Consider the following 26,007-nt stretch of genomic DNA (forward strand, 5'->3'; position numbering starts at 1 on the left):
TCGATTATATTTACAGCATCTTTATACTCAAAAAACATTTACTTAAAAATATAAATTCGATTTAATAATTAATTTAAATTTAGTTAATCAATTTTGCATCTATTTTGTTGTAAGCTATATAAAAGGAGTGATAATGATGGTAAAAAAAACAAAATCCAATTCACTAAAAAAAGTTGCAACACTTGCATTAGCAAATTTATTATTAGTTGGTGCACTTACTGACAATAGTGCCAAAGCCGAATCTAAGAAAGATGATACTGATTTGAAGTTAGTTAGTCATAACGTTTATATGTTATCGACCGTTTTGTATCCAAACTGGAGACTTTTAACATAAAATTACTTATCATTCAAAAAGTAAAACAGCATAATATCAAGGTTTATAACTTTATCATTATCAATAATACCTCATATAAAATAAAATTTTAGGGACTTTTTAGGGACTTTAAATTTAAAATTACAAGTTTAATAGAAACATCAAAATAATCACATGTTTGTGTGGAATGTACACCCCAAAAGCTAGACTGAAAAATCTATTTTTTGAGGTGTATTTTTATAGGTAAATATAATAAATTAGAGTAGACAACTCAGAATTCCAATTTTATAATAATATTGCTTGACATATCAAACTAGATAGTACTATTTTGAATATATTATTATAATCAAAAATTCATTGTAAACTTTTAAACAAAAGGAAGTAATAAAAACGTGAAATTTAAAACAACTAAAGAATGTAAAAGTAATAATATCTTTAAAAGAAGTCAAGAAATTAATAATAGTGAAAGTGAAAAGGGTTGTTTATGGGGCATTAGCATGTTGATTCTACTTTTCTTATTGATTCTGTTTGGAATAACTGCTTGTTCATCAAGCATTCACTTTATTAATTAGATTTTTTTACTTGGAGGTATCATGTGAAGAACCATACAAATATAATTAATATCTTATTAGTTATAGTCAACTCATTAACTCATTTTCTAACTCTAAACACCTCATTTTTTAATAATTCAGCATCGGATTTCTGTTTTATCATAGGGGCTATATTTTTCTTGATCGGAATTTTTGTTGCAATATACGGTATGAAGCGAGCAACATATTGGTTAAACTTATTGATTTTATTTACCAATATTTTTTATTTTCTACACTTCTGTGTTTTACTTTTGTTAAAATATATAGGATTTAAATTATTTATTTATGAAGGGTGTGTATTGTTATTTACCTAATTTATAGTCTAATTGTCTATTTCATCTGCATTATAAATTTTTTCATAATGGCCGCACCATTCTTAATGACTAATGCTGATTATGTATGGACGCCTATGACTACAGTTACGTTATTTATTTTGAGTTTGATTATTTTCTTGATATTTATAAAAACAAAAGATGTCGTTCATTTAACAATTTTCATATTAAACTTACTTTTTTCAATACTTTATTGTTTACCTATACTGTTTTATTTATGAACACTTTTATATTATCTAGAAAATTAAAACCACCCTTTTACGGGTGGTTTTTTTAATATTTACTTTTTAGTGCTTCGTCAATTTCATTATAAATCTTTTGAAGTTGATATTTTGCTTCTGACATTTTCTTAAAGTCTTTTGACTTAAGAGCATACATTGCTTTTTGACCTGAAATTTTTATAGTTCGCTTATAATAAGTGTTTAAACTTCCAGTAGCTAATTCATTAACATTTAGTTCATCTAATAACGATTTTAATTCATTAGCTAACTTTTCGTTTTGATATTCATTCGATGTTGGCAAGCTTGTGCTAGCTTGTGCCTCATTTTTATCTAGATTAGTTACTAGTGGTGATGCTAAAACGATTGCTAAAGTTCCCGCAAGTATAGATTTTCTAATTTTCATTTTTTATTCTCCTTAGTAATTAGTACTAATTTATTTTAATGACTAACTAAAAAAAAGTACATTAATTATTCATTAACTATATAGATCTTCTTATTAAATGAAAATTAATAAATTATCAAATTGACATACCTTATTGTATTTATAGAAAAACAAAAAAAGGTAAGCACCGAAATGCTTACCTACTTCCCATAAACAATATAACACATATACATTGATTTGGAAAGCGCAAAAATAAATTTAATATACTAGCCCGAAGGGGAGCAATACATAAAAAATGAAAGGCGCTCCTTGAAAACGCCCAAGGTAATATTAACATAAAATGGCTACTATTGCATTATCTAATTTTATTTAATTAAAACAAATATATAGCACAAAAAAACTAGCCCGAAGGCTAGCTTATGAATAGATGAAAATTTGAACACATTGCTGTGTCTAAAATGATTATAGCATAATTTCAAACTATTCTATAATAAATTAATTAACTTCATATGAAACTTTACACACTTTTTTTTAAAGTGCGCTAAAATTACCAAAACTGCTTATTCTATTACCTGCCTTGTCTACCTCTCCTGTCGCTATATAACAACGTTGTCCATTATTAGCAATATAAGTAATCCATCTATAGCCATTAATGCAATATGCGCCGTCATATTTGATCGTTGCGTTATTGGGTAATACACCTGTAATTCTTGAATTAGTTGAATAGCCATCCCTCACGTTATTACCTTTAACATTGGCAACTGTGTAATAACCAGTCTCTTTTTTATACGGTACATTGTTTTTATCGAGTGTATAACCTGCTGGCACTGGTGAATTCTTTTCATTTTTAGCTGGTGTTTTAACATTACTGATACCTGATACACACTTCCAATAAAAATAACCACACCATTTAAGATGCGGTGTAGCGACTGTAATATTTCTATGTTGTTGAGATATATGTATCGAGTGAAGGGCAAAAAGGATATCAATTGCAGGATAAGTGTTAGGTTACTAGGCCACTTAACAGGCTATATAGTTCACTCCTACTATATACACTTAATTATAACATAAAAAGCACCCCGTAAACTATTATACGGGAATGCTAAAGTCATATATACTACGGGGGAGTAGTATGAAAACTATGCTCTCTATCATAAGAAAAAAACACCCAGTGACATGCTTGGGTGAACAAGGATAGATGTAAATAGTTGATGCATGTGTAACACATCATAGCAAAAAACTAGCCCGAAAGCTAGCTATAACATACAATCTAAAAAGACGTCCTTTGAATACGTCTAGAAAGATTATAACATAAAAAAATAGGCAAGTACCGAAGTACCTGCCTAAAAAAGGATTATCCACTTTTTCATCCTAACTGATTTCTCCCCATAAGTCACCTAATATCTGATTAGGTGGGGAAGAACCATTCGTGCATGAATGAGAATTTGATGAAAGATAATTTTCACTACACATATTCAATCAAGACATTGCTTTCTATAATAAACAACTATTTTGTTTTATTTCTTTTCTATAACAACCTTTGTAATTAAGTTGAATCCAGGGTTTTTAATATGCTCTGATAAATCTGGGACAACAAAACCTTTTTCTGTTATAGGGAAAGACTTCGTTTCTTCTTTTTTCTTATTCTTATCATAATAAGTGACTTCGATCTTTGCGCTTGGATCTAATTCAACTACTCTAAACTCTTTATATGCTGTCGCATCTAATGCCCATTCGACATAGTATTCAATTTTTTCTTTTGTAAGTGTAGTCCCAGGTTTAATAGGAAACTCGACATAATGAGGGGATAGCAATTCATTTCCTTTACCATCAACTCCAGTCACATTTACCATCAAATACGGGCCTGTTGGTTCAAAATAACTCGCGTCATCACCTTTTTTATATTTTCCTTTGTCGAATGAACTTGATGCACTTACCTCATTAGTAATTGAAGAAAATGAGAATAATAACAATAAAACAGTTAAAAATAATAAACTTCTTTTGAGCATGGCGCTTCCTCCAAATATAATATATTTGTTTTTATTTATCTCTTTTTATAGCTAACACCCTTATTTAAGATGATAAATATCAACAACTTCATTTTATATTGAGAAAATATTAAAAATCAATAAAATATTAAAAGAAACTAAACTTACATTAAAAAATAATTAACAAATATTTAACATTTTAACCTAAGAATTAAAACACTTCTTTCACAATCAATCTCTCATGCCATATCCACTCATTATGATTGTTCCAATAAATGCGACACCAACCATCTATAATTTCAAACACATATATTAATGTTCCAGGCGCGTATACAGCCTGTCCAACATCGAATCTATAGTTAGTACGATTATCACCGTATCTAGTGGCTGAAGTAGCACCTAAGCCGTCGATTTTCGCATTAAAATAAGCACCTTTTGACCATTTAAGGTTATAAGGCGCTTTACTTCCAACTGTTATTTTACTTGCAGATTTACCGACTGCTTTTTGAGCAGGTGGTTTAACTTTATTTGTGATCTTATTCATTAAGCCCTCACTTTTATACTTAGGTCTAATAAAGTGAGTACAGCCGTAATAATTATCCCAACGTAACTTTGCAGGCGTATTTGCGTTACCGTCATAGTTCTGTTCCAAAATTAAAAATTGATTTGTATTACCACCATTAAACACTAAACCAATATGACCGTATTGTTTATATATTCCTTTGGTAAATACAGCCACATCACCTATTTGTGGAACAAACGATGGTGTGTTTTCATATACTGTTGCCATGTTTTTAAAATCGTTATTGATTGCATCTTTTGCATTTCCCCACATTCTAATTTCTAACAACCAATAAATGTAATCAACTGCTAAATCTGCACATTGGTAACCATACCAACCGTCAAAATCAATATATCTACCTTGATACCAACGTAACCTTGCTCTTGCTTCACTGTATGTTTTCATTATTTTACCTCCTAGTATTTTCTTCTTGGTTCTTCATATTCTAAAGCTTGGTGGCTATCACCTATACCTTTAGTAGTCGGGTCTTGAATCACACCAGTTAATACTAAAAATCCTAATATAGCGTTTAAACCGTCTGTTAATTGCTCTGTATAAACTTGAATATCATACCCAATAGCTTTGGCGATGTTTTGAGCAAATAAAAAGATAGCTGACAATATCGCTACCCAAAATGATTTTTGTTTCATTCTAATTTTCCAATTAATCATATTCTTATCTCCTTTTATCCAAAATAAAAAGACGACCAATAAGCCGTCTATTTGATATTTATATTATGGTGTGTTAATTTATATATAGAAAAAGGGCAACATGCGCAAACATGTTACCCTAGTGAGCCCGTTAAAAAGACGGTGGCTATTTTAGATTAAAGATTAAATTAATAACCATTTAACCATCGAAACCAGCCAAAGTTAGCGATGGTTATTTTTTATTGCTTAATTCAATAAGCTTGATTACTAGACCTATCAATGCAATAAGGAATAAACCAAACTGCAACATGGTACTAATTGTAATCATTAGGCGTCTCCTTTCTAAAGATTTCAGTAATGCCACCATAGGCACCACCTCCTTATACTCAGATAGCCACCATCTATCCAACTTGCTCAAAGCATATTATAGCACATATACTTTTTTTACTGCTTGTATACTTTCAGATTATTCTCGCTTTGTTCAAAACTATCTATAGAAATTTTTTATAAAACTTACAAACAGCAGTAAAAAAGTGAATGTTTTAAGTATAGTAATAAAATAACTTATGGTACTTTTTATAGATTTTAAATTTTTTCAGCCAAAATTTCACTCAAGTTGTATATAAATATATATCAATATGCATATTTTTAGACTTAATCGTTTTATTATCTCTATATATCCTCAACTGTGTATCTGGATATTGTCCTTGAGCACCAAATAAATCATAACCAACCGAATCACCAGAAGAAGGGTGAAACTCAATTAATCCTCTTTGTATTTTTCCATTAAATGCATCTGTGTTATATAAATTATATGTTTCATGTAAATAATGTCTTGACTGAAGGTCTAGCTCCTGAACAGTTACTTCTTTTTTATTAGTTTTAACCGTTCCCAAAGGTACTGTATTTTGTTTACCATCTATCCATAAGTTAATCGGTACTTTCTTTTCTTCCTCCAATTGATTATTATCATGTAACGTTACACCGCCATACATACAAGCTGTTTTGAATGGTGTACCCCCAGTACATTGATAACCATAATAAACACCATATAAATCCACTTTTTTCCCTTTGTATATATTGGCGGTGTCTTTTGAACCAAGGTCTACTAATAAATCATTATACCATTGATGACCTGTAAAAAAATCATTAAACAATATAGTGTTCTTTAAAAATTGATCATTACTCTCTTTATTTTCAATTATAGCACTTCCATTATGATAATAGGTTTGTCTAAGATTGCTTAAAGCAGTTCCCTGCAATTCAGACTTTTTTTGCAAATCTTTTCCATTTATTTCTTCGCTTTTCTCGCTACAATTTACAAATGGACTTGTTATCAACGTTAGGGCAATAAATGAAAGTAGTATAAATGTTGTTTTTTTATTTTACTCACCTCTAAAGCATAATTCCATATAAACTTGTTATTATCCGAAATATTTGTATAATAGATTATTTTTGTTGAAGTAATTATTAGTTATATACAATAATTATGGAATGATCATTATTTACTTATACATACATATATTACTATACCTTTTTTATACTTGTCTATAATATAATAAAAAGATTTCATTTTTACTCTATTATACATTTCAGATATCTTACTTACTTGGTATTGACAACACTTCCCAACTTCACTTGCAGTATGCTTCCTGTCTTTTGAGCTGTGTAATACCATGTACGTACCTCTTTTCAATCAAAATAAAAAGCCAGTGCCGATGCACTGACCAAAAACATTATTTACATTTACGACCATACAAATAACATGATAACCATCTTGCCCAACTCATTATGTCCACCTCCCTTAAGGTAATAACGCAGTAATTGATGCAGTAATGACTGCAATCATAACAATTGTTACAAGCGCCCATATGGCACCTACGAGCCATTTATTTTGGGCGAGTGTCTTTTCTTCATTTTTTTGCGCAACATCTACTTGCGTTTGATATCTTTCTTCAATTCTGTTTAATATCTTTGTTTGCTCTAAATTCTCATCTACAACTTTATCTTGCTTATCTTTAAGTTCTTTATGAGATTCTCTTAGTTCATTATGATGTTGCTTATGTTCCTCTCTAAGTTCAAGCACATGATCAGCTGTTTCATTTGCTAGTATTTCAACATCATCAACACGTTCAACTAATTCAGAAAGCTCTTTTTTTATTTTCTGAATATCATCCAAAACTACACCTACTTTCTAAGAAAGCTATGAGCGTAATGCTCATAACTTAGTATAGTTACATTGTTTCGCTATCAACTGATTTATCAGATGACAAGTCAGTTCTATCCACAACTTCTTTCACAACTTTCACACCGTTTTGATTGCCTGTTAATTGATATAAAAGATTTAAAGTTTCAGCAATCTTTTTAGCGTTTTCCTCAGATTTAAAATCTTGTGCATAACTTGCTGAATCGGACGTTGTAAAACTTCCTGTGAAATCTTGATATACTACACGTTCTGTACCTTCTTTGTCGATTTGTACTAAAATAAACCTTTCTGTATTGTTGATAATTTCTTTTGCCATAATTAAATGACCTCCTTAAATTTTTGTATAAAAATAGTGCTAAGGATTACTCTTCCTCAGCACATTGTTGATTTTCTTTATTTTCTTGTATATACGCTTTTAACATCGCGTTTTCTTGTGTTAACCTCATAATTTCCTGTGATAAATAATGAATTGTATATTCAGGATTAGCTTGTAATCCTTGTTTGTTATCCTTCATTCTTTGACTCCTCCAATTTCTTGATTCTTAGTTGTTGTTCTTTGATAACAGGGATAAGATGAATCCATAGACGATCATACGCTATACCTTCAATTTCTCCTTTGTCATCATACGTGACAAACTCTTTTAATCCTAAATTCTCCACCTCTTCAGCAATCAAACCTACGTATCTATCAAGTTTATAGGTGTCTTCCGATAATTTTCTATCTTCTCTCAGCTCTCTAGCTAAAATTTCAGACTCAGCTTTATCAAACCACGTTCTAATAGGTAAGTTAAGAATAGCTTTTGAATGTTCCAGTTGTTCATCTCTATCGTTATATTGATTTTCGATAGATAACTTGTATTTACGCGCTGATGTCGAACGCCCAATTGTGCCAGCAGAAGTAATATGCAAATTAGCTGTGGCCGAATAAGTACGTCTATAAATTGAGTTAGAAGCTATCCTATCTCCTGCATCATCTGAACCTACAGACAGTAGGTCTGTACTCTGTATATGAATATACCTATTACCATCACGTCGTTTCAGCATATTAAATTTGCCATACCCTGCTTCGATTGTTGTATCTCCACCTGTTGCATATCGTCCATTAACAATTTGAACAAGACCTTTATTTCTTTCTTTAGAAAACCTGATACCCGCACCGTAATCATAGTTCTCATCAGAACCAAACATAATATAACCGTCACTCGAATAAGCATTATCTGCATTAGACAGCGTGAATGCAAATCGGTTTAATCCAGGCACTTTGTCTGTGTTTGGATATAAATACACCGGTGCCTGTTTGCTTTTGATATTCGATGAAGCGTAAGACTCCAGAACAACCCGATTATTATCTGACGTTAGTGCAACGACACCACCATAGGAATTGATTGTTATGCCATTCATACCGCTATCACTGTAAGTTTTATCCCACCATTGAATAGTACCGGATGAACCTCCGTCTTCGCCTTCTCCATCAATATATGTTGAAATACCAAAATGTGACATATAAAGTGAACCGCCTGCGGTATTATTTCTAAACCTTAGATGTCCATCTTTAAGACGTGTGAATATATCATCGGTTGATCGTTTGCCTTTCCAAGTTCGTTGCACAATACCACCTAGTTCAATAGAATCATTCTGTATTTGAACATATCTGTTATTGTTACCGCCTTTAATTCCAATTCTATTAACATTGATATCAAGACCCTCTCTTGATAAATTAAGGCTGTTGACAATATCGGTTTTATCTACTTTATCTCGCATATTTTGGATAAGAAGGTTTATTTCTCTATTACCGTTAATATCAATTTTATCAGCATTTAATCTAATACCACGTGGCCCCACATTTAAAGCTTGAGCCACTCCGTTATCATCATATCTGATTGTTGTTCCATCTGTAACGTTTTGGACAATCTCGTTTAATATATTTGAAAGTGTACGATTGGTTGCATTAAACTCTTCTTTAGTAGTTCTTAATTTGATTTCCTTACCATTTTGTATAATTTGAGAACCATAGCGAGTCAGTGTTCTCCTCTGTGCATCTGTGCTTTCTTTGACCTTGTTGTCTGTATAAGCATTAGCTTTCTTTTCAGCGTTTCTAGCCTTTAGTTCTGAGTTTTGTTTTGCCTCTTCAAGTTTAGCTTGAGCATCTTGTATAGCGCGTTGCTCTTCTTCCGAAATTTTACCATCAGCATACGCTTGCGATTCCTTCTCTTTAAGATTATCTTGAGCATCAATGTATGATTTTAAAGCTTCTTGCGCTTCTTGATTTGCTTGTTCAATACTTGCTTTAATCTCAGGATTATTGGACAAATCACTTAACTGGTCATCAGTATATTGTTTTTGTTCTTCCAATCCGTTTCGATATTCGTTTAACGTAACTTTATCTTTGATTTCACCTTTTAAAGTCGTTCTCTCAGCTTCAGCAGTATCTAAACGTTCAACAATACCGTCTTTGTCTGTTTTATAGTCCGATGTTTTTACATAGTCACGTAATTGTTCTTTTGTGGATTCTCTAGCTGCTTCAATAGCTGATTTAACAACATTAGGTTCTCCGACTAACTGCAAATCTTCATTCACCGTTAAACCAAATTTTGTTGCTATTATTTCCAACGCTTCTTTATATTTTTCATCAGTGTATTGTGACTGTAATAATTTAAATCTATCTGAAATGGCGATTTTGACATCTTCTACATCTGTATAAACATCTTGTAATTTCTTTCTATACTCAAGAAATAAAGTTTTTGTATCTACCAACCGACCAATCGTTGCAGTTTCGGGTGTCATAGATTCTAAATTATTTTTAATTTGATTATAAACATCAATCACAGCGTCTAAACTTGCTTGTAAGTCCGCTTTCAAATCATTATCTACTAAGTACTCGCTATTCAGTAATTCTGTAGCTTCTGACAAAAGACTAGCGTGTTGTATAGATAAATTAATAAAAATATTGTTTAATTCACTGAATAGCGCTTTCTCTCTTGTTATACCACCTAATTTTTCAACATCATTTGGTGTTGCTTCAATCCATCGACCATTCCAATATCTACGCAAGACAGCAACATCAGGGTTACTTGTATCATACCAAAGCGTATCATTGACTGGATTTTCTGGCGGTGTATCACTTTTATGAATTTTGCGTTCAAAGTATTCTAATTCACCATCTACAACATCTTTTACTATAGTATTGATATTGCTAATATTGTCGTTTAATTTTTGGTGTATTAGGTTTAATCGCTTGTTAAACTCTTCTCGTAATTCTGATTCTTTGAACTCTTTAGGTTGACCGAATGTATATGTGCTATTTTCTGAAATTATGTTATATTCTTCAGCAATAACTTCTGCCTCTACATACAATGGCGGGTTAAAATCTCTATGTTTTACTCTGACTGTATCGCCAATTGATATAATCTCGTGCGGATACGTAACTTCCAAATCAGTAGAAGTAATCTCATATGACATAACTGCCGACTTACGTTTATTTAACTCTGTTTTGGCTAAAGAACTTAATCGTGTTTCATTCATATTTTGATCATCTGATTGTGGTTCATATATCCCCCAAATATAGCGCATAGGTAGGTTGAATTGACTTTGCGCTTCGTCATCTGTCACAACTAGCTCTAAACGCTTCCCTTTGTCATTTTCAGGTCCCACAGCAATTAATGCTGTTTTGATTTCTGACATATCAATCTTCCTAGTTAACCCGACTAAATCTTTACCATATTCAATTTCTTTACCTTTGAATAAGCTGTTTTTCTTTTTGAGTACTACATATCTACCTTTGACGGTATTAGAGCTAAGCTCAATATAAAAATCTAAAACCATTTTATAGGTTGTACATAATTGCTTTAAAACTTCATATCTAGTTTGATAAGAAGTCCATGACGTAGTACGTAAGCCATCGTATTCGGTTTGTTCAGAAACTTCCCAACCTGTATCGCTCAACACATCTTTCAATGCTTCTGAAGTTGTCTTTTTCTCAAATTTTCCTGGTGCATACGGTTTAGCTGTTGTTATATCAGCAAGATAAGACGCTATACATTCTATCTCTGTGTAGCCGTCCATCGTATCTTGAACCCAGTTAATAATAAATTCACGCCATTGTTTGTTTGAATCCCTTATAATAACACGATGTCGTTCACGGAACTTTTCAGCTCTTTCTGATGATATGAGCAGTTCAAGCATTTCTGAATTGTCATTAACATTACGTTTATGAATCGCTCTAACTAAGGAAGGGTCATCAGTAGAAAGGAAATCTATAATCTTGTCGTTAAAATCTAAAACATGTATCACACTCTCATCTCCTTTCTATAAATATCTATCTTGCCATTTAACCGTCGTATCAAAGACGTTTTCAGGTTGTATGATTAATTCACTGTACCCAGAATCAACATTGAAATAATTACTTCCAAACGATTTCTCGCTCAACATTGGTTCCTCATTGATGACAACACTTTTTGCTTGCATATCTATTTTCACTAAATCACCTTTTTGTATAATGACATCCCTTGCGCCTTTCGGTTTCGGTAGAATCTCCGTATTGAATGAACCTAATCCATTCATCTCCATCCACTTATAACCGTTATACTTCGCACTATAGATAGCTATGATAGAAGCTGGACGCTGATAAAACTTACCGCCATCTATCCACTCTTTCTCATCCATATCAATAGGTTTACGTCTATCTGGGTCTTTAATGTGATCAAATTTCCAAGTTTTAATAGAAAATTTATTACCTACTCTTCTGAGCCGCATATAAACAACGATTCTATCCAAGTTATACATTATCGGTTTATTCTGATAGTCGTATATCTTTTTGGGGTCTCCTTTTTGGTTATACAACGTAACAACAATATGTCCTATTTTTCTATCATGATATTTATTTTCATAACCAATAGAAGCAAGTAACTTACCATCACTATCATAAATATGTTGTGCTGTTCTTCCGGCACCTTTACCTTTTTGTTCAACAATACATTTATAGGTAATTTGAAAATCTGTCATCGCTTTAGGGAGCCCTCGTTTCGTGCCAGCACCAACCCAACCTTTTGCATCAGGAAAATTAGTTGCTTTATATCCTTCGCCAAGATTGGATATCACAAAGTCACCGCCGACCTTACCACCTAAGTCATTACTTGGAATATCTTCAGTAATCATCTTAGTCCAACCTTTGAAATCACGAAACTCACTATGATAAACAGGAGGCATGTAATCCTTAACTTCTTTGGTTACCTCATCATCACCAACCATAAAATAATCTTCATCATTTTTAGTAATCATAAAGTAACTAGATGGTTTAATTGCTCGGGCTTCAACAATTAAAGGAGTGTCAGCAGTCCCACTATTTACAACTGAAACTTGGTCTGAAATCGCAGTATTTTTATTTCCTGTTACTGAATATTTGTAAGGGTCTGTTAGTACTACTTTGATAGTGAACTTAACAGGTATTGTAAATTCTTTGTGCAGCTTTATTGGTCCTTCGAAATAAGCGTTCCAGTACCAATCTTTAGATTTGAATTGTAATTTAACTTGTTCCTCGTAGTTAAAAAACTTTACTAATTCATTCAAGACGTCATCATGTGTTTTAATGCCGTTGTGAGATAAATAGTCATTACGTACCACCAAAGGTATATCAAAACTATAAGATTCAAGCCTACGCCCTTTATATATAGACCCCGAACGTCCATCTACATTTTCTGTTTTTAAAACATAATTAAAAGAGGGTATTTCAAACCCTCTTTCGACATACAACCAAGGAATTGTTTTGTTGTTCACTTTAATAGTGTCTATCATTGAATAGCAATTCCTCCTTTTCTAAACTTTACTTTTGTTGATTCTTGCCTTTCTCGCTTTTCTATAGACGCGTTCACCTTTTTATCAAAAGCGTATTCGTCAATAATCGGCTGATAATCTTTATCTGCAATCACATCGTTAGATTGTGCTATTTTCAGTAATAAAGCTATTTGTTGTTGCTGTTGTTCAATCATTTTCAATAATAAGCTAGGATCATCAAACCCGTTTAAGTCTGATAATTGGCTAGGACGCTTATTTTTACTCGCTTTTTTCCCTCTTACTTCTGCTGCTGCATAATGCAAAATCTTCATTGCATCATTTCTACGAGCTGGATCTGTTGGAATAATCCATTCTGGATGACCGTCTTCACCTAAGTTATACCAACCATCAAAAACTTTTCCACCTGTAGCATATGCGTAATCACCAGCACGTTTAAAACCACCCCAACCATATCGTCTAACAATGTACTGCATTGCTGAGATACCTTGATGTACTGGATTATTATAATTAGTGTACCCTCGTTTAGCGTTAGCTCTAAAAGTTGAGCCGATAATTTGGAATAATCCTCTAGACGGGTCTCCTCTTTGAGCATTAATATCCCAATTATTCACTGCATTTGATTGATAGTTGCTTTCACGCTTTGCAACTCGCATCATCTGGTCATGAATCCACTTACCTTTATAACGTCCTCCTAAAATACTTTGCGCTTGTCGGATTACTCGGCTGGCATAAGTTGCACCACTTCCAGAAGTAGCATCACCGCCACCAATTGATAACCTACCTTTTTTCTTTGCATTTCTTAAATATGGTTCAGGGTTAAAATGGCGTCCGTTTCTCCTCATTTCAAAATGTAAGTGTGGTCCTGTACTAAATCCGGTATTACCAGTTAAACCAACAACATCGCCGGGCTTTACCATCGTGCCACTAGGTGGTGATTTGCTAAAGTTTTTCAAATGCGCAAATAGCATATCGATAACGCCACTAGTAATTTTTACATAGTTACCATAACCACCAGACATAAACGGCATTCTTGTAAGTCTACCACCCATAGGCGTTCTAACTTCTTGATATACAAATGGAAAATCGACACCTTCATGAAATGGTCTTCCAGTTGCAGCGGTATAAGCTGCGGTACGTCCATAATGATAATTAATTTTGTCAGGGTCTAATATTCCGCCGACTAAATCGCCACCGCCCATAGCTTCTAAATTTTCTTTTATCCAATCAGTAGCACTTTTCTTAATCTTAGACCATGCAGCTTTTGTTATGTCGCCTGCAATTCCCATTCCTTTAGTTAAAGAATTGAAATCAATTCCAAAAGCTTCAAGTATATAATTTAAAAGTTTTCCTGGATTTTCAATAAAATCTAAAACATCGCCAACTTTATCGCCAAGCCATTTGGTACCTTTACCTATTTGATCTTTTGTCCAGTTAAATGCTGATGATGCACCGGACTTAATATCTTTCCACATAGTACCTAAACTAAATCTTGGAAGAGTTCCGTTTAACATTGAATAAGTTTGTGCACCGTTATATACTTTTGAGCCTTTAGGTAAATAAGCAGTAGTATCTGTATTTGGTGTGATTACACGTTTACCATTAGGGAATTCAATCATTTCGTTTCTAAAACCATTTGGACCATTTCCGCGTCCCTTATCTCCAACTGTAGCGAATGTGTCACGTGCAATCTTACCGTTCTTAACTAATCTTGTAGTAGTATGTGTGTGCTCTGTACCAGTATGTAACTTAGGTATTTTATCCATGCCCAACTTACCACCGACCCAGTTTAAACCGTCGATTAATTTATTAAGTCCTTTTTTAATAGCATCTACCATACCGCCGATATGACTTTTAATTTTGCTGATAATACTTTGTAAGCCGTCACGCATATTTGTAAAAATTCCACGTACCTTACTCCATAAACGGCTAGCAATTCCTACCGTATTATCTTTAATGGAATTCCAAATATTTGACATCCAATTTCTTAAATTACTAAAAATTTCTTTCGTCGCATTCCATAAATTAGTAAATTTTGATTTGACGCCACTAAATAATGACTGCGCTTTTCCTATCGTATTCGTACGGATACTACTCCAAGTATTAGATAACCAATTTTTCATATTCGTGAAAATTGATTTGACACTATTAAATAAGAATCCAAAAATACTTTTTGTCGCATTCCAAATTGCTGATAAAGATTTACTGAATATACTTTTTATTACGTCCCAAATACCTGCTATTAATCCTTTTAGCAATCCGCCAAAGTACCTAACAACGCCAAGTATTTTGCCTACAAACCATAATTGAATTAAATTCCATATTAATTGAACGACTCCTTTAAGAATCATAACAATCGCATCCCAAACTCCTCGCCAATCTCCAGTAAATAAACTTGAGAAGAACTTAATTAAACCTAGTATGATATTTAAAGCTCCTTGTATCACACCTTTTATATTCTCCCAAGTACTGACAATTAAAGCTTTAACCGCCGGCCAAATAAATTGCATCACTTGCCAAATCGCGAACATGATTGGTTTAATTACAAAATTTATAATAAATTCAAATATAGCTTTGATAAAATTGCATATATTTTGAAGCGCTTGAACAATAGAAATTCCGTTTTCATTAAAGAATCCATTAATTTGACTCCAAATATCTTTAGCAAAATCAACTATTGCTGATATCGCTTGTTTAAAGATGTTTTTAACAGAATCAATGAAAGGTTGAATAAATTGAATAAAATTACTAAATGTTTGTTTAACACTTTCAATTGCACCATTAACAAAATTTCTGAAAGTTTCAGATTTCTTATAAGCAATTGTAAATGCGACTGCTAAGCCAGCCAAAACACCTAATACAATGCCAATTGGACCAGTTAAAGCCGTGAAGACAGTTCCTAATATAGGTACTTTAGTCGATAAAAAACTAATTAATCCATCAGCCTTTGCAATACCAGCTAATAGTGGGGCTAATACAGTTACTGCATTGCCAATTGTACTTATAAATGCGCCTAATCCAAAAACTACAGGACCAATTGCAGCAGCAATACCACCGAAAATAACAATTGATCTTTTAGAACCATCACTTAAATTGGAAAACCAATCAACCGCTATAGATAGCTTTTTGATTAATTCTTCCATTACTGGTGCAAACGCACTTTCAATAGAAGTCCATACATCAGCACCTACTAATTTTAATTTATTCATTGCTACTTTAAATCTTTCGGAGCCACTTTCAGAATCTTTAAACGTTTGATTTACTGTGCCTTGGGAATCTTCGATAGTTTTTAAAAATTCTTGATAACTAAAACGACCACCTTTAATAGCATCTGCTAAATCAGGACCTGCTTTTGCACCAAATGCTTCAATCGCTAAACTTGTTGCGCTAGCTATATCCGGCGTCTTTTCAATTTCTGCTAATGTCTTCTTAAATTCTTCTCTTGGATTTTTACCAGCTTTACCCCAATTGGATATAGCTTTTTTCAAACCACTGAAGGCTATTTCAGTATTAACACCTGATTTCTCCCATTGAGAGAATAAAGCGATTGATTCTTTCATCTCAAAGCCCATAGCCCTCATTGGAGCACCGTATTTAGTAATGCTATCAGCTAATGTATCAACACTTATACCGCTAGCCTGTGCTGCTTTCGCTACCATATCAAGTACACTTTGATACTCATCAGCTTCAATACCTGCATCACCCATTGCACGCGTAATTAATTGAACGGCTTGTACGCCTTCAGAACCTGTTATGTGACTAAATTTCAAGAATGACTCTGTGGCACTCTCAAGTTCTTTGCCAGTGAAACCTAACCTTGTGTTAACTTCCCCTAAAACACCGCCTACAGTCTCAGCATCTGCTGGAAAGTTGCCATAAACATCTTTAAATGAATTCTGCAACTTCTTAAGCTCTCCGCCGGTTGCTCCTGTTGCTTGGGTAACTGTATCTAAACCTTTATCAACTTCTGCAAAAGCTTTTCCTGATGCTGCTGCAATACCTAAAACAGGTGCGGTAACACCAATCATCAAACCTTTACCAATGGATTTTAAACCATCACCCATTTTTGTTAATTTAGGTCCCATACTTTCAAAAACTTTACTGGTTTTTCCCCAGCCACTTTCTGCCATTCTTTGAGCTTCAACTTGAGCTTTTTTGAACTCTTCAAACTCAGTTGTTGTTTTTTCTAGTTCTTTTTCTAAAAAATTCAGCTCATTTGCTTGTTTGTTATATTCTTGTCGTAATTTTTGAGCTTCCGCGCTGTTTTCGCCCTGTTCTTGAGATACCTTGCCATATTGCTTGGCTAAATCATCAACGTTTTTCTTATAACCTGTGATAGTTCCATCAAGTTCTTTAATCCTTTGTTTGTAACTATGAGTTGATTTTTCGGTATATTTGAAGTTGTTACCGGTTAACTTTAAGTCAGAATTTAAAGTTTTAAAGTTTCGTTTGATTTCTGCAAATGATCTATTTAAATTTGCTGCATCTAAATCCAAACCTATAGATAAACCTTTTATTCTTTCTCCCATTTTTTACCTCCTTTCTAAAAAAGTTCAAAAAAATAACCCTAACCAAACGGTTAAGGTTAAAACGCATCAATTAAAGCCTCTGCTTTTTCTTCAGAAATGTCATTGTTTTTATTTTGATATATGGAAAGTACATAATGAAATGGCATTTTTAAAACTTCGTTAGCGTCTTTACCATTTTCAATTAAGTCCATCATGAGAGTATCCATATTTTTCAACATTGCTTTATATGTTAAATCTTCAGGCTTTATTTCATGTTCTGGATAAAATTTCTAGTTTCCTCAGTTTGCTGACCTTGAGTAATGAAAATTACTTGTTCACGAAGTGCATTCATTCCATCAGGTGCATGCATACGTTCTTTTAGGTCTTTAACTGTGAATTGGTTATCGTAAATTTTTACAACCATATCCATCAATCTGTCAGCGATTTCTCTTGGTTTCATCGTGCTATTTTCGTCCTCAATATCATCGATTAAATCCATTGCTTCGTATACAATTTCAAATGAAATGAAGTGTGGTGTTAAGTACGTTTGTAATTTAATTTCATTTGCTTTCGGGTCTTCTACTAATTGAATAATGTTACGTTTTAATTTTGCCATTTTATAATACTCTCCTTATTTTCAAATAAAATAGAGGGGTTGCCCCCTCTTATGCTTCTACATTTATTGTTATAGTGTCACTCATATTACCAACTGTTGCTTTAACCGTAGCAATGCCTTGTGCTTCCGCAGTAACTTGACCATCACTATTGATTGATACAATATTCGTTTGATCTGTTGTGTATTTCAATAACTTACTTTGATTAGATGGCTCTACTACAACATTTAAATCGTATGTGTCGCCAACTTTAAGTGTTTTAATGCTATCTGGTATATTAACCGACTTTACCGCAGTTTCCGATGAAGCCGGTTTCGTTACAAAGTTTCTTCGCTATCCTCTGTCACGTTTCCAGTATATTCTTCGCCTAAAATTTTCTTTAAGAAAGCCTCTTCGCCTTTTTCACCGTCTCCATCATGATTTGTCATGTTAGCTGAATCAAAGATATACTTACGTACTGACTTTTTATTATCAACTAAAGGGAAAAGTGCCTCACCTTCAACCTCTTCACTTGAGAAATCCCAATCTTTCTCAGCCGTTTCTCCATCGATTTTAGGATTTGTAAACATGACTTTAGGTAATAAAACCGTTCTAAATGTGCCGTCTCGACGCTCTTGTCTGAACCAAATTGCTACATAGTTGTTTTGTTTACCTTGAGTTTCTTTATAAACACCGTCTTCATCATACTCTTCATTGAATACTATTTTGCGAATCTCTTTAGGGAAAGCATGCATTTGTAACGAAATTTTACCTTCTCCGTCTGTGTTCCCTGATTCGATTGGACCACCATCAGCATATGCTGTTTTCAAGTCTCCTCCAGTTTCAACACCAATTTTTTGTAATCCTCTTGTTTTTGTAATATCACTATATTTTAATTCCGCGCCTTCTTTCGTTAATTTAGCGAAACCTAAACCAGTAATGTTAATATACGCCTTTGGCGCACTTGCATGTTTTACTGCCATTTAATTTTCCTCCTTATAAAAAATGCCCTCGTAAACGCGAGAGCTTCTATATGTTTTAAATTCTTCTATATATTCCGGTTTTCCATTTGAAACATTTCCCATTTTTAGTTCAGACCATAATAACTTTTGAATGCGATTAGATATCTTATTTCTTATGATTCTCGCATTATATTCATCATTGTACTTAACAAAAACATCTATTTGGACAATATAACTATATGCACACTCATCTCCGTCAGTATAAGTTGTAGGTATTGGGTCGTCGATATCGTCAATAACAATAAAAGGTACATCAGTATCTTTTACATTAGGGTATTTATTGAACTTAATATTATTGATATTTACGTGCTCTCTAATAATTCTGTCTTGACTAATCACTTCATGAACTTTGTACAAAATATCAATCACAATTTTTTCAACTCCCTTTTTAGCGTCTCAAAATACTTATTTTGCCCTTGTCTTATTGCTCTATTAACACCGCCCATAGCTTTAGGTTTGATAAATTTACCTGTTCCTTTTTGAACGTGTCCATATTCAATTAAATGTACGATTTTATAACGGTCTTTAGAACCTCGCCAATGAACAGTAATTGTACGTTTTCCGTTTATCCATTCAGGTTTACTAAAACTTACCTCATTAATTAATGCTCCCGTATCTTTTGAGGGCTTTAGTTGTTTTTTTACTTCTTCAACAATTACCTTAGCACCAGCTATTAACGCCTTATCTTGAACTTTTACCATCTCTTTTATGCCAAAACGTTTTTCTAATTCTCTTTCTAATGCTTTATCACCTATCACTTTCACACTCATGAACTATATCCTCCACGAATCATAATAAAGTCTTTATTATCCAAATCTGGTGATACTTGCTTTATATTCAAACGATTTTTGAAATATCTTGATTCAATTTCAAGATAATGTTCTTCACTGGGTAAATAATCACCTTGCGGATCACGAATATACAATTTAATGTCATTTTGGGTTCCGTTTGAGATAGCTTGTTCTAATTCACGTAACCAGACACCATCAATACTCGCCCAACAGCTATATAATAATTTTTCTTCTTTTTCTCCAGCTTCTGGACCATTATTTTCAGTATACTTATAAAAATGAACACGAGTATTTAAACGTTTAGTTGTAATTCTAGGTTTTTTAAACACTTTCTTCATCTTCTGATACCTCCATTAGAGATAACGAAAAATCTATTATTTCAGGTCTGTAATTATCGTTGAAGTGTTCTAATAAATCTTGATAAGCATATCTAGCGCGTATAAGTATCAATTCTTGACCTATTAAATTCTCTAATTCAAAAACTCCGCACTGATTTTTTATACGCTCGTACGACATTTTTAACAACTGCTTTAAGTACTCATCCTCTGAATTATGGTCAATCCTTTCAAGTGATTTAAATTTGACAAGCAAATCATCAATCGTCATTGTCTTCACCATTCAATAAGTCGACGATTTCACTTTTAACCATTGAACTAGACGCTTTTTTTTGTAATGATTCGCATAGTTCTAATAATTCTTGTTTTGTCAGCTTATCTAAAGGTACGATATAAACTTTGTCGTACTTATTTTTGATTTGATTTGTCAACAATTCAACACGAGGATTGTTATACCCTTCAGCTGGATACAACTCCCCTACTTTGTACTTGTGTTGATTGTGCTCTATGTCTTTAAAAGCTCTAACAACTTTAAATTTCACCATTTTATCACCTCATAAAATTTTATAGTGTTTCTTCGGTACCTTCTAAAGCTGGCTTATGTCCTTTTAAATCTAATTTCCAAACAGCAGCAACTTTATTATCTTTCGCTTTGCCGTAAGCAAATTGTTTTGCAGTGTATAAATCCATATCATCTAACGCAAGTGTTTCTTTAAATTTCTGAACATTAATACCACCAGCTAAATAACCATCATATAAACCTTTAACGTACGTTAAAACCTTACCTGCTTCTTGGACTGTAGACTCGATAACATTCAAATTAAATGGTAAAGCAGTAACATATACGCCATTTGCATTTAAATGTGTATACTGTGCTTGAACCTCAAAAGCATCGGACGGATTAACAACCATTGTTACATTACCTTTAACCGCTACTGATTTACCTTTCTCGTTAGTTGAGTGGTATTTAAACACTTGCGTCAATTCATTAACCGTAGCGCGCGGATTAGCAAATGTAAGCGTACCTTGTTCTTCTTTCTCTGGATAAGCACCCTCAGTTACCGATACACCTTTTTGTACTTGACGGTTTAAGCCGATTGGTTGGTCTTTACCAGTACCTTTTAAGAACGCAGTTTCAAGCGCCACTGCAAATGCTTCTTCGATTTGAACACGAACAAATCTTTCAATCCACGCAGGACCAAAATCATTTAAATCTTTTGGTAAAACAACAAACGCTGTCAATTTATTTTGAATTGCTGTTTCTTCACTGAACGCAGCATCTAATTGACCTTTAATTTCACCATAGATTTTACCCCAAACGGCTACGCCAGAAGTTTCAGATTTTAAGAACTTCAAACGCAAACCAGCGTTTTTAATACCTAAATCAGCTAATAACGGATGATTCGTCGTCAAATCTTCAAAAATTCTATCAATTGTTTCTTCTGGCAAAAGTTTTTCTTCTTTATAGTTAACGTTTTTATTGATATCCATGAAGAAACTTCTTTGGTTTGCACTCAAAGATTGTGCTGATTTAGGTAAACTAGAAACTCTTTCAGCTTCTGCTTTTGCTTGTAATTTAGTTTCTTCAAATAGTTGGTTAATCATGTCACCGTACAATTCATTTTGTCTTTCTTGCGGTTCACCGTTGTTTACTGCATTAATAAATTCGTTTTTCGCATTTGCGAATGTTTCCGATAAATTTATAGTCATTTTATGACCTCCTATTTTTTGTATTAAAAAAGGAATCTTGAAAATCCATTTGCTGATACTTTACTATCTGCAACATCGATTTCTGATTCCTTTTCTTTCATATTTATTTTTTCAATTACTTTATTTGCTATTGCGTCAATATCAATGTTAACCTCTGGCGTTTTACTTACCAAAGCTGTTACACGATTTAATACATCTTTCGATAACACTTGTGTATTGTTTGCTACAATTTGCATATTGTCGTTTTCAAACATTTTACTATCCGCAAAACCTTGTTCAATGGCTTCATCAGCATTTAGCCACGTTTCCCTAGCCATCATTTCTACAAGTTCTTGTTTGTTTTTACCAGCTCTAACCGCATATGCCTCAGCCATTATTTGACCAACATGTTCTAATGTTTCTGCAGCATGATTTAGATCTTTCGCTTCTCCTTGCGCAATACTTGAAGGATTGTGAATCATCATTCTAGCAACCGGACTCATTTCGATGTGGTCACCAGCCATTGCGATAAGCGATGCCGCACTTGCTGCTATTGCTGTGATACGAACATTCACTTTGCCTTTATGAGCTCTTAAATGTGTATATATTTCACTACCAGCTACTAGGTTACCACCATTTGAGTTAATTATAATATCAACATCTTCATCACTAAATTCTAGTTGTGTTAAAACATCTTTAGGACAAGTCGAATCCATACCAAGCATTTCGTAAACCCATTTATCTTCGTTGGAAACGATGACGCCTTTAATCTCCGCTTTCATCTTCATCACCACCTTTCAAAGTGTTTTCATCTTTTTCTTTTTCATCATTTTCACCACTGTTAGCTTTTTCGTAGTTTTTAGTAATCAGGTATTCGTCTAATTCAGGATTGTCTGATGGTTCTTCACCTAACATAATCCGCACCTCATTCCTTGTAAATGAACCAGAACTTACAAGTTTGTCAATTGCTTCAGCATATTGAAGTGGGTCTTTTTTATTCACACCGACAATTTCTATTCTTGTATCTTTCAAATACATGCTTTGTGTTATGAGTTTCGCGTTTAATTCGTTCTGAATCTTTTTTAATAAAGGTGTTAAACAGAACTTCTCAAATACAAGCGTGTTTTTTTCCAAATCAGCTGTTTCTCCGTAAATCAAACCTGGAGGTATACCAATCATCAACGCAACATTTTTTATTGCATCTCTCATTAGCTCACTCAATTCAGAAAAAGGCATGTTACTATTCTTACCACCATTAGATAATTCCTCATAATCAAAACCTTCTATCAAAGGCGCGATTGCTAGTTGATTTTTATTAAAAGTATTGAATAATTTATTTGTGAACGCTTGTAATTTTTCTATATTCTTTTCGTCATATGCGCTAGAGGCAGATTTCAAAATCCCTCTTATTTGATAGTTTTTTAATTGTGCACCTATCATTCTTCCGAATATTTTCCCGTAATCTTCGAATAGACTTTCTACAAAGTGTGTCACTTTATTGTTGTTGTACTTTAAATATATGACCTCTTGCATTGTGAAAGTACGTTGATAAGTATAATCTTTAACCGTTACATCTTTGAATATATCATCATACAAAGCGTACTCTTCTCTGTAAAAGCTATCTGCGATAAGTAATTCTTTGCTGTCACTTACTACGATTAAAACCTCGTTATCATAAATTAGTTTATATATAACTTGTTGCCAAAAACTATCGCTTGATAAGTCAGTATTTGGTTTTATATTTAACTTGTAGTAAACATCATTCTTTTGAATTCTATTACCTTCCAATACTTTAAAATGACTTTGAGCGACAGCTCGCGCAACAAATTCAATACAACTATCAATCGCTAAACGTTTCACATACGCTTGTTGTGATAGATCTTCTATCATATCTAAATCAAGCATATATGTTATATCTTTCCTAGTTTTAAATATCTTTTCTAGAATACTCATGTCTCACCTCCTCTATTAGAAATCTATACTCATTAATGCATCAAGCGCTTTAGACATGTCTTTGTCTACTATATCGTCTGCTCTATATAATGCGTGAACAAAAGCCATGAACCCATCGGTTTTTCTTCTATTTTCATCTTTTTTAATATATTCTTTATTACCATCGGGTTTAACCTTTACTGCAACATTATTAGTAAACCAACGCATCAAAGGATTGTCTCCATATATTACGTTATGTTTCGCAAACATTGTATCGATACGTGGTGCAAGTAATCCATGTATTGCTTTTGGATTTCTAAGTACTTCAAGTTTTATGCCAGCATCCTCAAACGCACGTCTTACAATATCAGTTCTATAATTATCAGCTATGACTTTTTCAAGCCCATATTTTTCTCTAGCCTTTAAAAACCAATCAACTATATATTCAATTTCAATGACATCATCATCGACAATGGTCAATAATCCCATTTTTCCCATTCTTTAATAGGAGGTTCTAATTTGACATCATCCAAAAACCCTTGTCTTACAAACGAATGTCCTAACCAAATGTAATCATCGTTTTTTCGGAATAATAGCCCTACACTTGCAAAATCTCGAATGTTTGCAAAGTCTAAACCACCAATACACATTTGATTATCTAAATTTGGTATCTCTCTATTAGTCGCTAGTATTTCTTTCCATGGTGCTATTACTTTTTCAAGGTCAACTTCAGGCAAATTCATTCGCTTAGTCATGAATTCGGGCTTATTTGAACGGTTGAATGGTAAATCGTTATATTCTTCTTCAATCGTGCTTAGCAGTGTTTTAGCGTATTCTGATAACGGTTTATGTAACATTGGGTTCGCCTTTTCCCACGTCTGTCTGTCATCAACTTCTTTTGGATCGTCTAACTTACAATAAAAAGCAAACAATCTACTATTTTTAACCTTGCCACTTAATACACTTGCAATTTTGTGCTTCATTGCATCGATATAACCCTCTCTAACAAAACCATCAGTACTTATATAAAACGTTCTTCTATTTTTCTTTTTACCTAATCCACCACGTTTGACGTTTACCATTTCAGGACCAAAGAAATAATGAATTTCATCAAAAATAACACACCCCTCACGTCCACCGTCTTTGGTTTTTGTGTTTGATGTGTTATATCGAATAACCGATTTAGTTGCACGGTTTATTATTTTTGCTTTACTAACTTCATAAGGAGCTTTTGGCGTTTTACCCGTCTTATTTCGTTTGTTATCCATTAAAACGGTTCTGATTTCATCAAACGATGTTTTTGCTTGATCTTCACTATTAGCAACAATGGAGATGTGATATTCTTTAACTCCGTGTAAGGGCGTAGAAAGAAAATCACTAATAGCACTTATTAGACCGTTTTTCCCGCCTCCACGTCCCATGAAAATAGCAAATTCTGTAAAGAAAGCTTCATCTGTATTTTTATCTATAAGAAATATATTAGCTATGATAAACCTTTGAAATGGTAATGTTGGAAAATACCATTTTTCAATAAATTTGATACAATCCTCGATTTTCTGTTCATCAAAATATACATCATCTCGTGAATATATATGTTTTTGTAGATAATTAAAGAGATCAATTCTTTCTTTATTTAAAATTATCTTTCCTTGTTTCCACAAATTTATATATTCATCAACGTATTTATTACTAATCATAGGTAATCATCAGATGGCGTTTCTGTGTCTTCTTTCTCTTCGGGCAATAAATCCGATAATTGTTTGATTATTTTTTGATATGCAGCATCTCTAGCATTAAATAGTTTGGCTACTGGTCTTTCCCTTTCATATGGTGGCGCCTTTTCAGATTGAGTAAATAAATCATAGTCACCTTTTTCTTTTATGTCTTCCCACATGTAATCAAGCATTACACGTAGCCTTGCTGCTTGAATAATTAAACCATCAACTACTTTTAATTTATTGCTAGGTATGTCTTTATATAATACTTGCAGCCTTTCTTTTTCTTTAAGCACTAAGTTTTCATCAACTATAATCTCCATTTCATCACCTGCCTTAAAATGGTTATAAGAGGGGGGTTATACATGGATTTTTAAAATTATCGCGAAGT

At 33.1% G+C, this 26,007-nt stretch carries 29 protein-coding genes and 3 pseudogenes; 5 read left to right on the plus strand and 27 right to left on the minus strand.

The genetic code is table 11. The features are described from left to right. Positions 1–136 precede the first annotated feature (136 nt). From NSS86_RS08595 to NSS86_RS08610, 4 genes are all read left to right on the plus strand, one after another. On the plus strand, positions 137–334 hold the full coding sequence (locus tag NSS86_RS08595; protein ID WP_000239610.1) for a phospholipase: 198 nt from the start codon (positions 137–139) through the stop codon (positions 332–334). A 371-nt stretch (positions 335–705) separates the two neighbouring features. Beyond that, positions 706–885: a hypothetical protein gene (locus tag NSS86_RS08600; RefSeq protein WP_000669791.1), complete on the plus strand. Its 180-nt coding sequence runs from the start codon at positions 706–708 to the stop codon at positions 883–885. A 23-nt stretch (positions 886–908) separates the two neighbouring features. Beyond that, positions 909–1,217, plus strand: coding sequence for a hypothetical protein (locus tag NSS86_RS08605; RefSeq protein ID WP_001789576.1), 309 nt, complete (start codon positions 909–911; stop codon positions 1,215–1,217). Further along, positions 1,196–1,456, plus strand: coding sequence for a hypothetical protein (locus tag NSS86_RS08610; RefSeq protein ID WP_001791826.1), 261 nt, complete (start codon positions 1,196–1,198; stop codon positions 1,454–1,456). Before NSS86_RS08605 ends, NSS86_RS08610 begins: the two co-directional genes overlap by 22 nt. 52 nt (positions 1,457–1,508) lie before the next feature. Here the strand turns inward: NSS86_RS08610 and scn are convergent, their stop codons facing one another. The 5 genes and pseudogenes from scn to NSS86_RS08635 form a co-directional block, all read right to left on the minus strand. Further along, a complete protein-coding gene (gene scn, locus NSS86_RS08615; protein ID WP_000702263.1) occupies positions 1,509–1,859 on the minus strand; it encodes a complement inhibitor SCIN-A in 351 nt (116 codons plus the stop codon). Between the two features lie 510 nt (positions 1,860–2,369). Continuing rightward, positions 2,370–2,705, minus strand: a pseudogene (locus NSS86_RS08620) (SH3 domain-containing protein); the annotation flags it as partial. Positions 2,706–3,355: 650 nt separating this feature from the next. Continuing rightward, on the minus strand, positions 3,356–3,847 hold the full coding sequence (gene sak, locus NSS86_RS08625) for a staphylokinase (RefSeq protein WP_000920038.1): 492 nt from the start codon (positions 3,845–3,847) through the stop codon (positions 3,356–3,358). Between the two features lie 190 nt (positions 3,848–4,037). Beyond that, on the minus strand, positions 4,038–4,793 hold the full coding sequence (locus tag NSS86_RS08630; protein WP_000861038.1) for a CHAP domain-containing protein: 756 nt from the start codon (positions 4,791–4,793) through the stop codon (positions 4,038–4,040). A gap of 11 nt (positions 4,794–4,804) precedes the next feature. Then, complete coding sequence (locus NSS86_RS08635; RefSeq protein WP_000611512.1) at positions 4,805–5,059, minus strand: phage holin; 255 nt, start codon at positions 5,057–5,059, stop codon at positions 4,805–4,807. Positions 5,060–5,110: 51 nt separating this feature from the next. Between NSS86_RS08635 and NSS86_RS08640 the strand changes: the two genes are divergently transcribed. After that, positions 5,111–5,218: a hypothetical protein gene (locus NSS86_RS08640; protein ID WP_031762631.1), complete on the plus strand. Its 108-nt coding sequence runs from the start codon at positions 5,111–5,113 to the stop codon at positions 5,216–5,218. A gap of 52 nt (positions 5,219–5,270) precedes the next feature. Here NSS86_RS08640 and pepG1 read toward each other — a convergent pair whose 3' ends face one another. The 22 genes and pseudogenes from pepG1 to NSS86_RS08750 form a co-directional block, all read right to left on the minus strand. Continuing rightward, on the minus strand, positions 5,271–5,405 hold the full coding sequence (gene pepG1 / locus NSS86_RS08645; protein WP_000226108.1) for a type I toxin-antitoxin system toxin PepG1: 135 nt from the start codon (positions 5,403–5,405) through the stop codon (positions 5,271–5,273). 244 nt (positions 5,406–5,649) lie between these two features. Then, positions 5,650–6,405: a staphylococcal enterotoxin type P gene (gene sep, locus NSS86_RS08650; protein ID WP_029729062.1), complete on the minus strand. Its 756-nt coding sequence runs from the start codon at positions 6,403–6,405 to the stop codon at positions 5,650–5,652. A gap of 437 nt (positions 6,406–6,842) precedes the next feature. Further along, positions 6,843–7,217: a hypothetical protein gene (locus NSS86_RS08655; protein WP_000340977.1), complete on the minus strand. Its 375-nt coding sequence runs from the start codon at positions 7,215–7,217 to the stop codon at positions 6,843–6,845. Positions 7,218–7,272: 55 nt separating this feature from the next. Beyond that, on the minus strand, positions 7,273–7,560 hold the full coding sequence (locus NSS86_RS08660; protein WP_001040255.1) for a hypothetical protein: 288 nt from the start codon (positions 7,558–7,560) through the stop codon (positions 7,273–7,275). A gap of 46 nt (positions 7,561–7,606) precedes the next feature. Beyond that, positions 7,607–7,759, minus strand: coding sequence for a hypothetical protein (locus NSS86_RS08665; protein WP_000654329.1), 153 nt, complete (start codon positions 7,757–7,759; stop codon positions 7,607–7,609). After that, positions 7,749–11,534 carry a phage tail spike protein gene (locus tag NSS86_RS08670; protein ID WP_000582169.1) on the minus strand — a complete coding sequence of 1,262 codons (3,786 nt, stop codon included), beginning with the start codon at positions 11,532–11,534 and terminating at the stop codon, positions 7,749–7,751. Before NSS86_RS08670 ends, NSS86_RS08665 begins: the two co-directional genes overlap by 11 nt. A gap of 15 nt (positions 11,535–11,549) precedes the next feature. Beyond that, positions 11,550–13,034: a phage tail domain-containing protein gene (locus NSS86_RS08675; protein WP_000567408.1), complete on the minus strand. Its 1,485-nt coding sequence runs from the start codon at positions 13,032–13,034 to the stop codon at positions 11,550–11,552. Then, complete coding sequence (locus tag NSS86_RS08680) at positions 13,031–17,560, minus strand: phage tail tape measure protein (RefSeq protein WP_001796452.1); 4,530 nt, start codon at positions 17,558–17,560, stop codon at positions 13,031–13,033. The genes NSS86_RS08675 and NSS86_RS08680 overlap by 4 nt, the downstream gene beginning before the upstream one ends. Before the next feature lie 56 nt (positions 17,561–17,616). Next, the gene (locus tag NSS86_RS08685) at positions 17,617–17,751 is read right to left on the minus strand and encodes a hypothetical protein (RefSeq protein WP_000364140.1); all 135 of its coding nucleotides are present in this window, start codon (positions 17,749–17,751) and stop codon (positions 17,617–17,619) included. A gap of 53 nt (positions 17,752–17,804) precedes the next feature. Next, complete coding sequence (locus NSS86_RS08690) at positions 17,805–18,155, minus strand: hypothetical protein (protein ID WP_001096355.1); 351 nt, start codon at positions 18,153–18,155, stop codon at positions 17,805–17,807. A 49-nt stretch (positions 18,156–18,204) separates the two neighbouring features. Then, a pseudogene (locus NSS86_RS08695) lies at positions 18,205–18,435 on the minus strand (Ig-like domain-containing protein); the annotation flags it as partial. Positions 18,436–18,470: 35 nt separating this feature from the next. Then, on the minus strand, positions 18,471–19,115 hold the full coding sequence (locus NSS86_RS08700) for a major tail protein (RefSeq protein ID WP_000268734.1): 645 nt from the start codon (positions 19,113–19,115) through the stop codon (positions 18,471–18,473). Continuing rightward, positions 19,116–19,523: a hypothetical protein gene (locus tag NSS86_RS08705; protein WP_000565498.1), complete on the minus strand. Its 408-nt coding sequence runs from the start codon at positions 19,521–19,523 to the stop codon at positions 19,116–19,118. Continuing rightward, positions 19,520–19,924, minus strand: coding sequence for an HK97 gp10 family phage protein (locus NSS86_RS08710; protein WP_000114226.1), 405 nt, complete (start codon positions 19,922–19,924; stop codon positions 19,520–19,522). The genes NSS86_RS08705 and NSS86_RS08710 overlap by 4 nt, the downstream gene beginning before the upstream one ends. Then, on the minus strand, positions 19,921–20,283 hold the full coding sequence (locus tag NSS86_RS08715) for a head-tail adaptor protein (protein ID WP_000755150.1): 363 nt from the start codon (positions 20,281–20,283) through the stop codon (positions 19,921–19,923). Before NSS86_RS08715 ends, NSS86_RS08710 begins: the two co-directional genes overlap by 4 nt. Then, positions 20,267–20,551: a phage head-tail connector protein gene (locus NSS86_RS08720; protein WP_000150938.1), complete on the minus strand. Its 285-nt coding sequence runs from the start codon at positions 20,549–20,551 to the stop codon at positions 20,267–20,269. The genes NSS86_RS08715 and NSS86_RS08720 overlap by 17 nt, the downstream gene beginning before the upstream one ends. Continuing rightward, positions 20,541–20,825 carry a hypothetical protein gene (locus NSS86_RS08725; protein WP_000238236.1) on the minus strand — a complete coding sequence of 95 codons (285 nt, stop codon included), beginning with the start codon at positions 20,823–20,825 and terminating at the stop codon, positions 20,541–20,543. Before NSS86_RS08725 ends, NSS86_RS08720 begins: the two co-directional genes overlap by 11 nt. A 19-nt stretch (positions 20,826–20,844) precedes the next feature. Continuing rightward, on the minus strand, positions 20,845–21,990 hold the full coding sequence (locus tag NSS86_RS08730; protein ID WP_000154559.1) for a phage major capsid protein: 1,146 nt from the start codon (positions 21,988–21,990) through the stop codon (positions 20,845–20,847). Between the two features lie 23 nt (positions 21,991–22,013). Next, positions 22,014–22,751 (minus strand): head maturation protease, ClpP-related, encoded by a 738-nt coding sequence (locus NSS86_RS08735; RefSeq protein WP_000642727.1) that lies wholly within the window; start codon positions 22,749–22,751, stop codon positions 22,014–22,016. Further along, positions 22,735–23,922 (minus strand): phage portal protein, encoded by a 1,188-nt coding sequence (locus NSS86_RS08740; protein WP_000025274.1) that lies wholly within the window; start codon positions 23,920–23,922, stop codon positions 22,735–22,737. The genes NSS86_RS08735 and NSS86_RS08740 overlap by 17 nt, the downstream gene beginning before the upstream one ends. A 15-nt stretch (positions 23,923–23,937) precedes the next feature. After that, positions 23,938–25,598: pseudogene (locus NSS86_RS08745) on the minus strand (terminase large subunit). Beyond that, positions 25,595–25,939: a hypothetical protein gene (locus NSS86_RS08750; protein ID WP_000402904.1), complete on the minus strand. Its 345-nt coding sequence runs from the start codon at positions 25,937–25,939 to the stop codon at positions 25,595–25,597. The pseudogene NSS86_RS08745 and the gene NSS86_RS08750 overlap by 4 nt, the downstream one beginning before the upstream one ends. Positions 25,940–26,007: the final 68 nt, after the last annotated feature.

Origin of the sequence: Staphylococcus sp. FSL W8-0056 (assembly GCF_037963075.1) — a bacterium.
In the GTDB taxonomy this organism is placed as follows: domain Bacteria; phylum Bacillota; class Bacilli; order Staphylococcales; family Staphylococcaceae; genus Staphylococcus; species Staphylococcus aureus.

Excerpts from the sequence above, each read along its gene's own strand:
- NSS86_RS08660 (WP_001040255.1), bottom strand. The coding sequence starts at position 7,560 with ATGGCAAAAGAAATTATCAACAATACAGAAAGGTTTATTTTAGTACAA.
- NSS86_RS08685 (WP_000364140.1), bottom strand. The coding sequence starts at position 17,751 with ATGGACTTAATTGAAAATGGTAAAGACGCTAACGAAGTTTTAAAAATG.
- NSS86_RS08690 (WP_001096355.1), bottom strand. The coding sequence starts at position 18,155 with ATGGCAAAATTAAAACGTAACATTATTCAATTAGTAGAAGACCCGAAA.
- NSS86_RS08700 (WP_000268734.1), bottom strand. The coding sequence starts at position 19,115 with ATGGCAGTAAAACATGCAAGTGCGCCAAAGGCGTATATTAACATTACT.
- NSS86_RS08665 (WP_000654329.1), bottom strand. The coding sequence starts at position 7,759 with ATGAAGGATAACAAACAAGGATTACAAGCTAATCCTGAATATACAATT.
- NSS86_RS08595 (WP_000239610.1), top strand. The coding sequence starts at position 137 with ATGGTAAAAAAAACAAAATCCAATTCACTAAAAAAAGTTGCAACACTT.
- pepG1 (WP_000226108.1), bottom strand. The coding sequence starts at position 5,405 with ATGGTGGCATTACTGAAATCTTTAGAAAGGAGACGCCTAATGATTACA.
- scn (WP_000702263.1), bottom strand. The coding sequence starts at position 1,859 with ATGAAAATTAGAAAATCTATACTTGCGGGAACTTTAGCAATCGTTTTA.
- NSS86_RS08710 (WP_000114226.1), bottom strand. The coding sequence starts at position 19,924 with ATGAGTGTGAAAGTGATAGGTGATAAAGCATTAGAAAGAGAATTAGAA.
- NSS86_RS08630 (WP_000861038.1), bottom strand. The coding sequence starts at position 4,793 with ATGAAAACATACAGTGAAGCAAGAGCAAGGTTACGTTGGTATCAAGGT.
- NSS86_RS08725 (WP_000238236.1), bottom strand. The coding sequence starts at position 20,825 with ATGGTGAAATTTAAAGTTGTTAGAGCTTTTAAAGACATAGAGCACAAT.
- NSS86_RS08715 (WP_000755150.1), bottom strand. The coding sequence starts at position 20,283 with ATGAAGAAAGTGTTTAAAAAACCTAGAATTACAACTAAACGTTTAAAT.
- NSS86_RS08680 (WP_001796452.1), bottom strand. The coding sequence starts at position 17,560 with ATGGGAGAAAGAATAAAAGGTTTATCTATAGGTTTGGATTTAGATGCA.
- NSS86_RS08750 (WP_000402904.1), bottom strand. The coding sequence starts at position 25,939 with ATGGAGATTATAGTTGATGAAAACTTAGTGCTTAAAGAAAAAGAAAGG.
- NSS86_RS08730 (WP_000154559.1), bottom strand. The coding sequence starts at position 21,990 with ATGACTATAAATTTATCGGAAACATTCGCAAATGCGAAAAACGAATTT.
- NSS86_RS08720 (WP_000150938.1), bottom strand. The coding sequence starts at position 20,551 with ATGACGATTGATGATTTGCTTGTCAAATTTAAATCACTTGAAAGGATT.
- NSS86_RS08675 (WP_000567408.1), bottom strand. The coding sequence starts at position 13,034 with ATGATAGACACTATTAAAGTGAACAACAAAACAATTCCTTGGTTGTAT.
- sak (WP_000920038.1), bottom strand. The coding sequence starts at position 3,847 with ATGCTCAAAAGAAGTTTATTATTTTTAACTGTTTTATTGTTATTATTC.
- NSS86_RS08740 (WP_000025274.1), bottom strand. The coding sequence starts at position 23,922 with ATGAGTATTCTAGAAAAGATATTTAAAACTAGGAAAGATATAACATAT.
- NSS86_RS08735 (WP_000642727.1), bottom strand. The coding sequence starts at position 22,751 with ATGAAAGCGGAGATTAAAGGCGTCATCGTTTCCAACGAAGATAAATGG.
- NSS86_RS08635 (WP_000611512.1), bottom strand. The coding sequence starts at position 5,059 with ATGATTAATTGGAAAATTAGAATGAAACAAAAATCATTTTGGGTAGCG.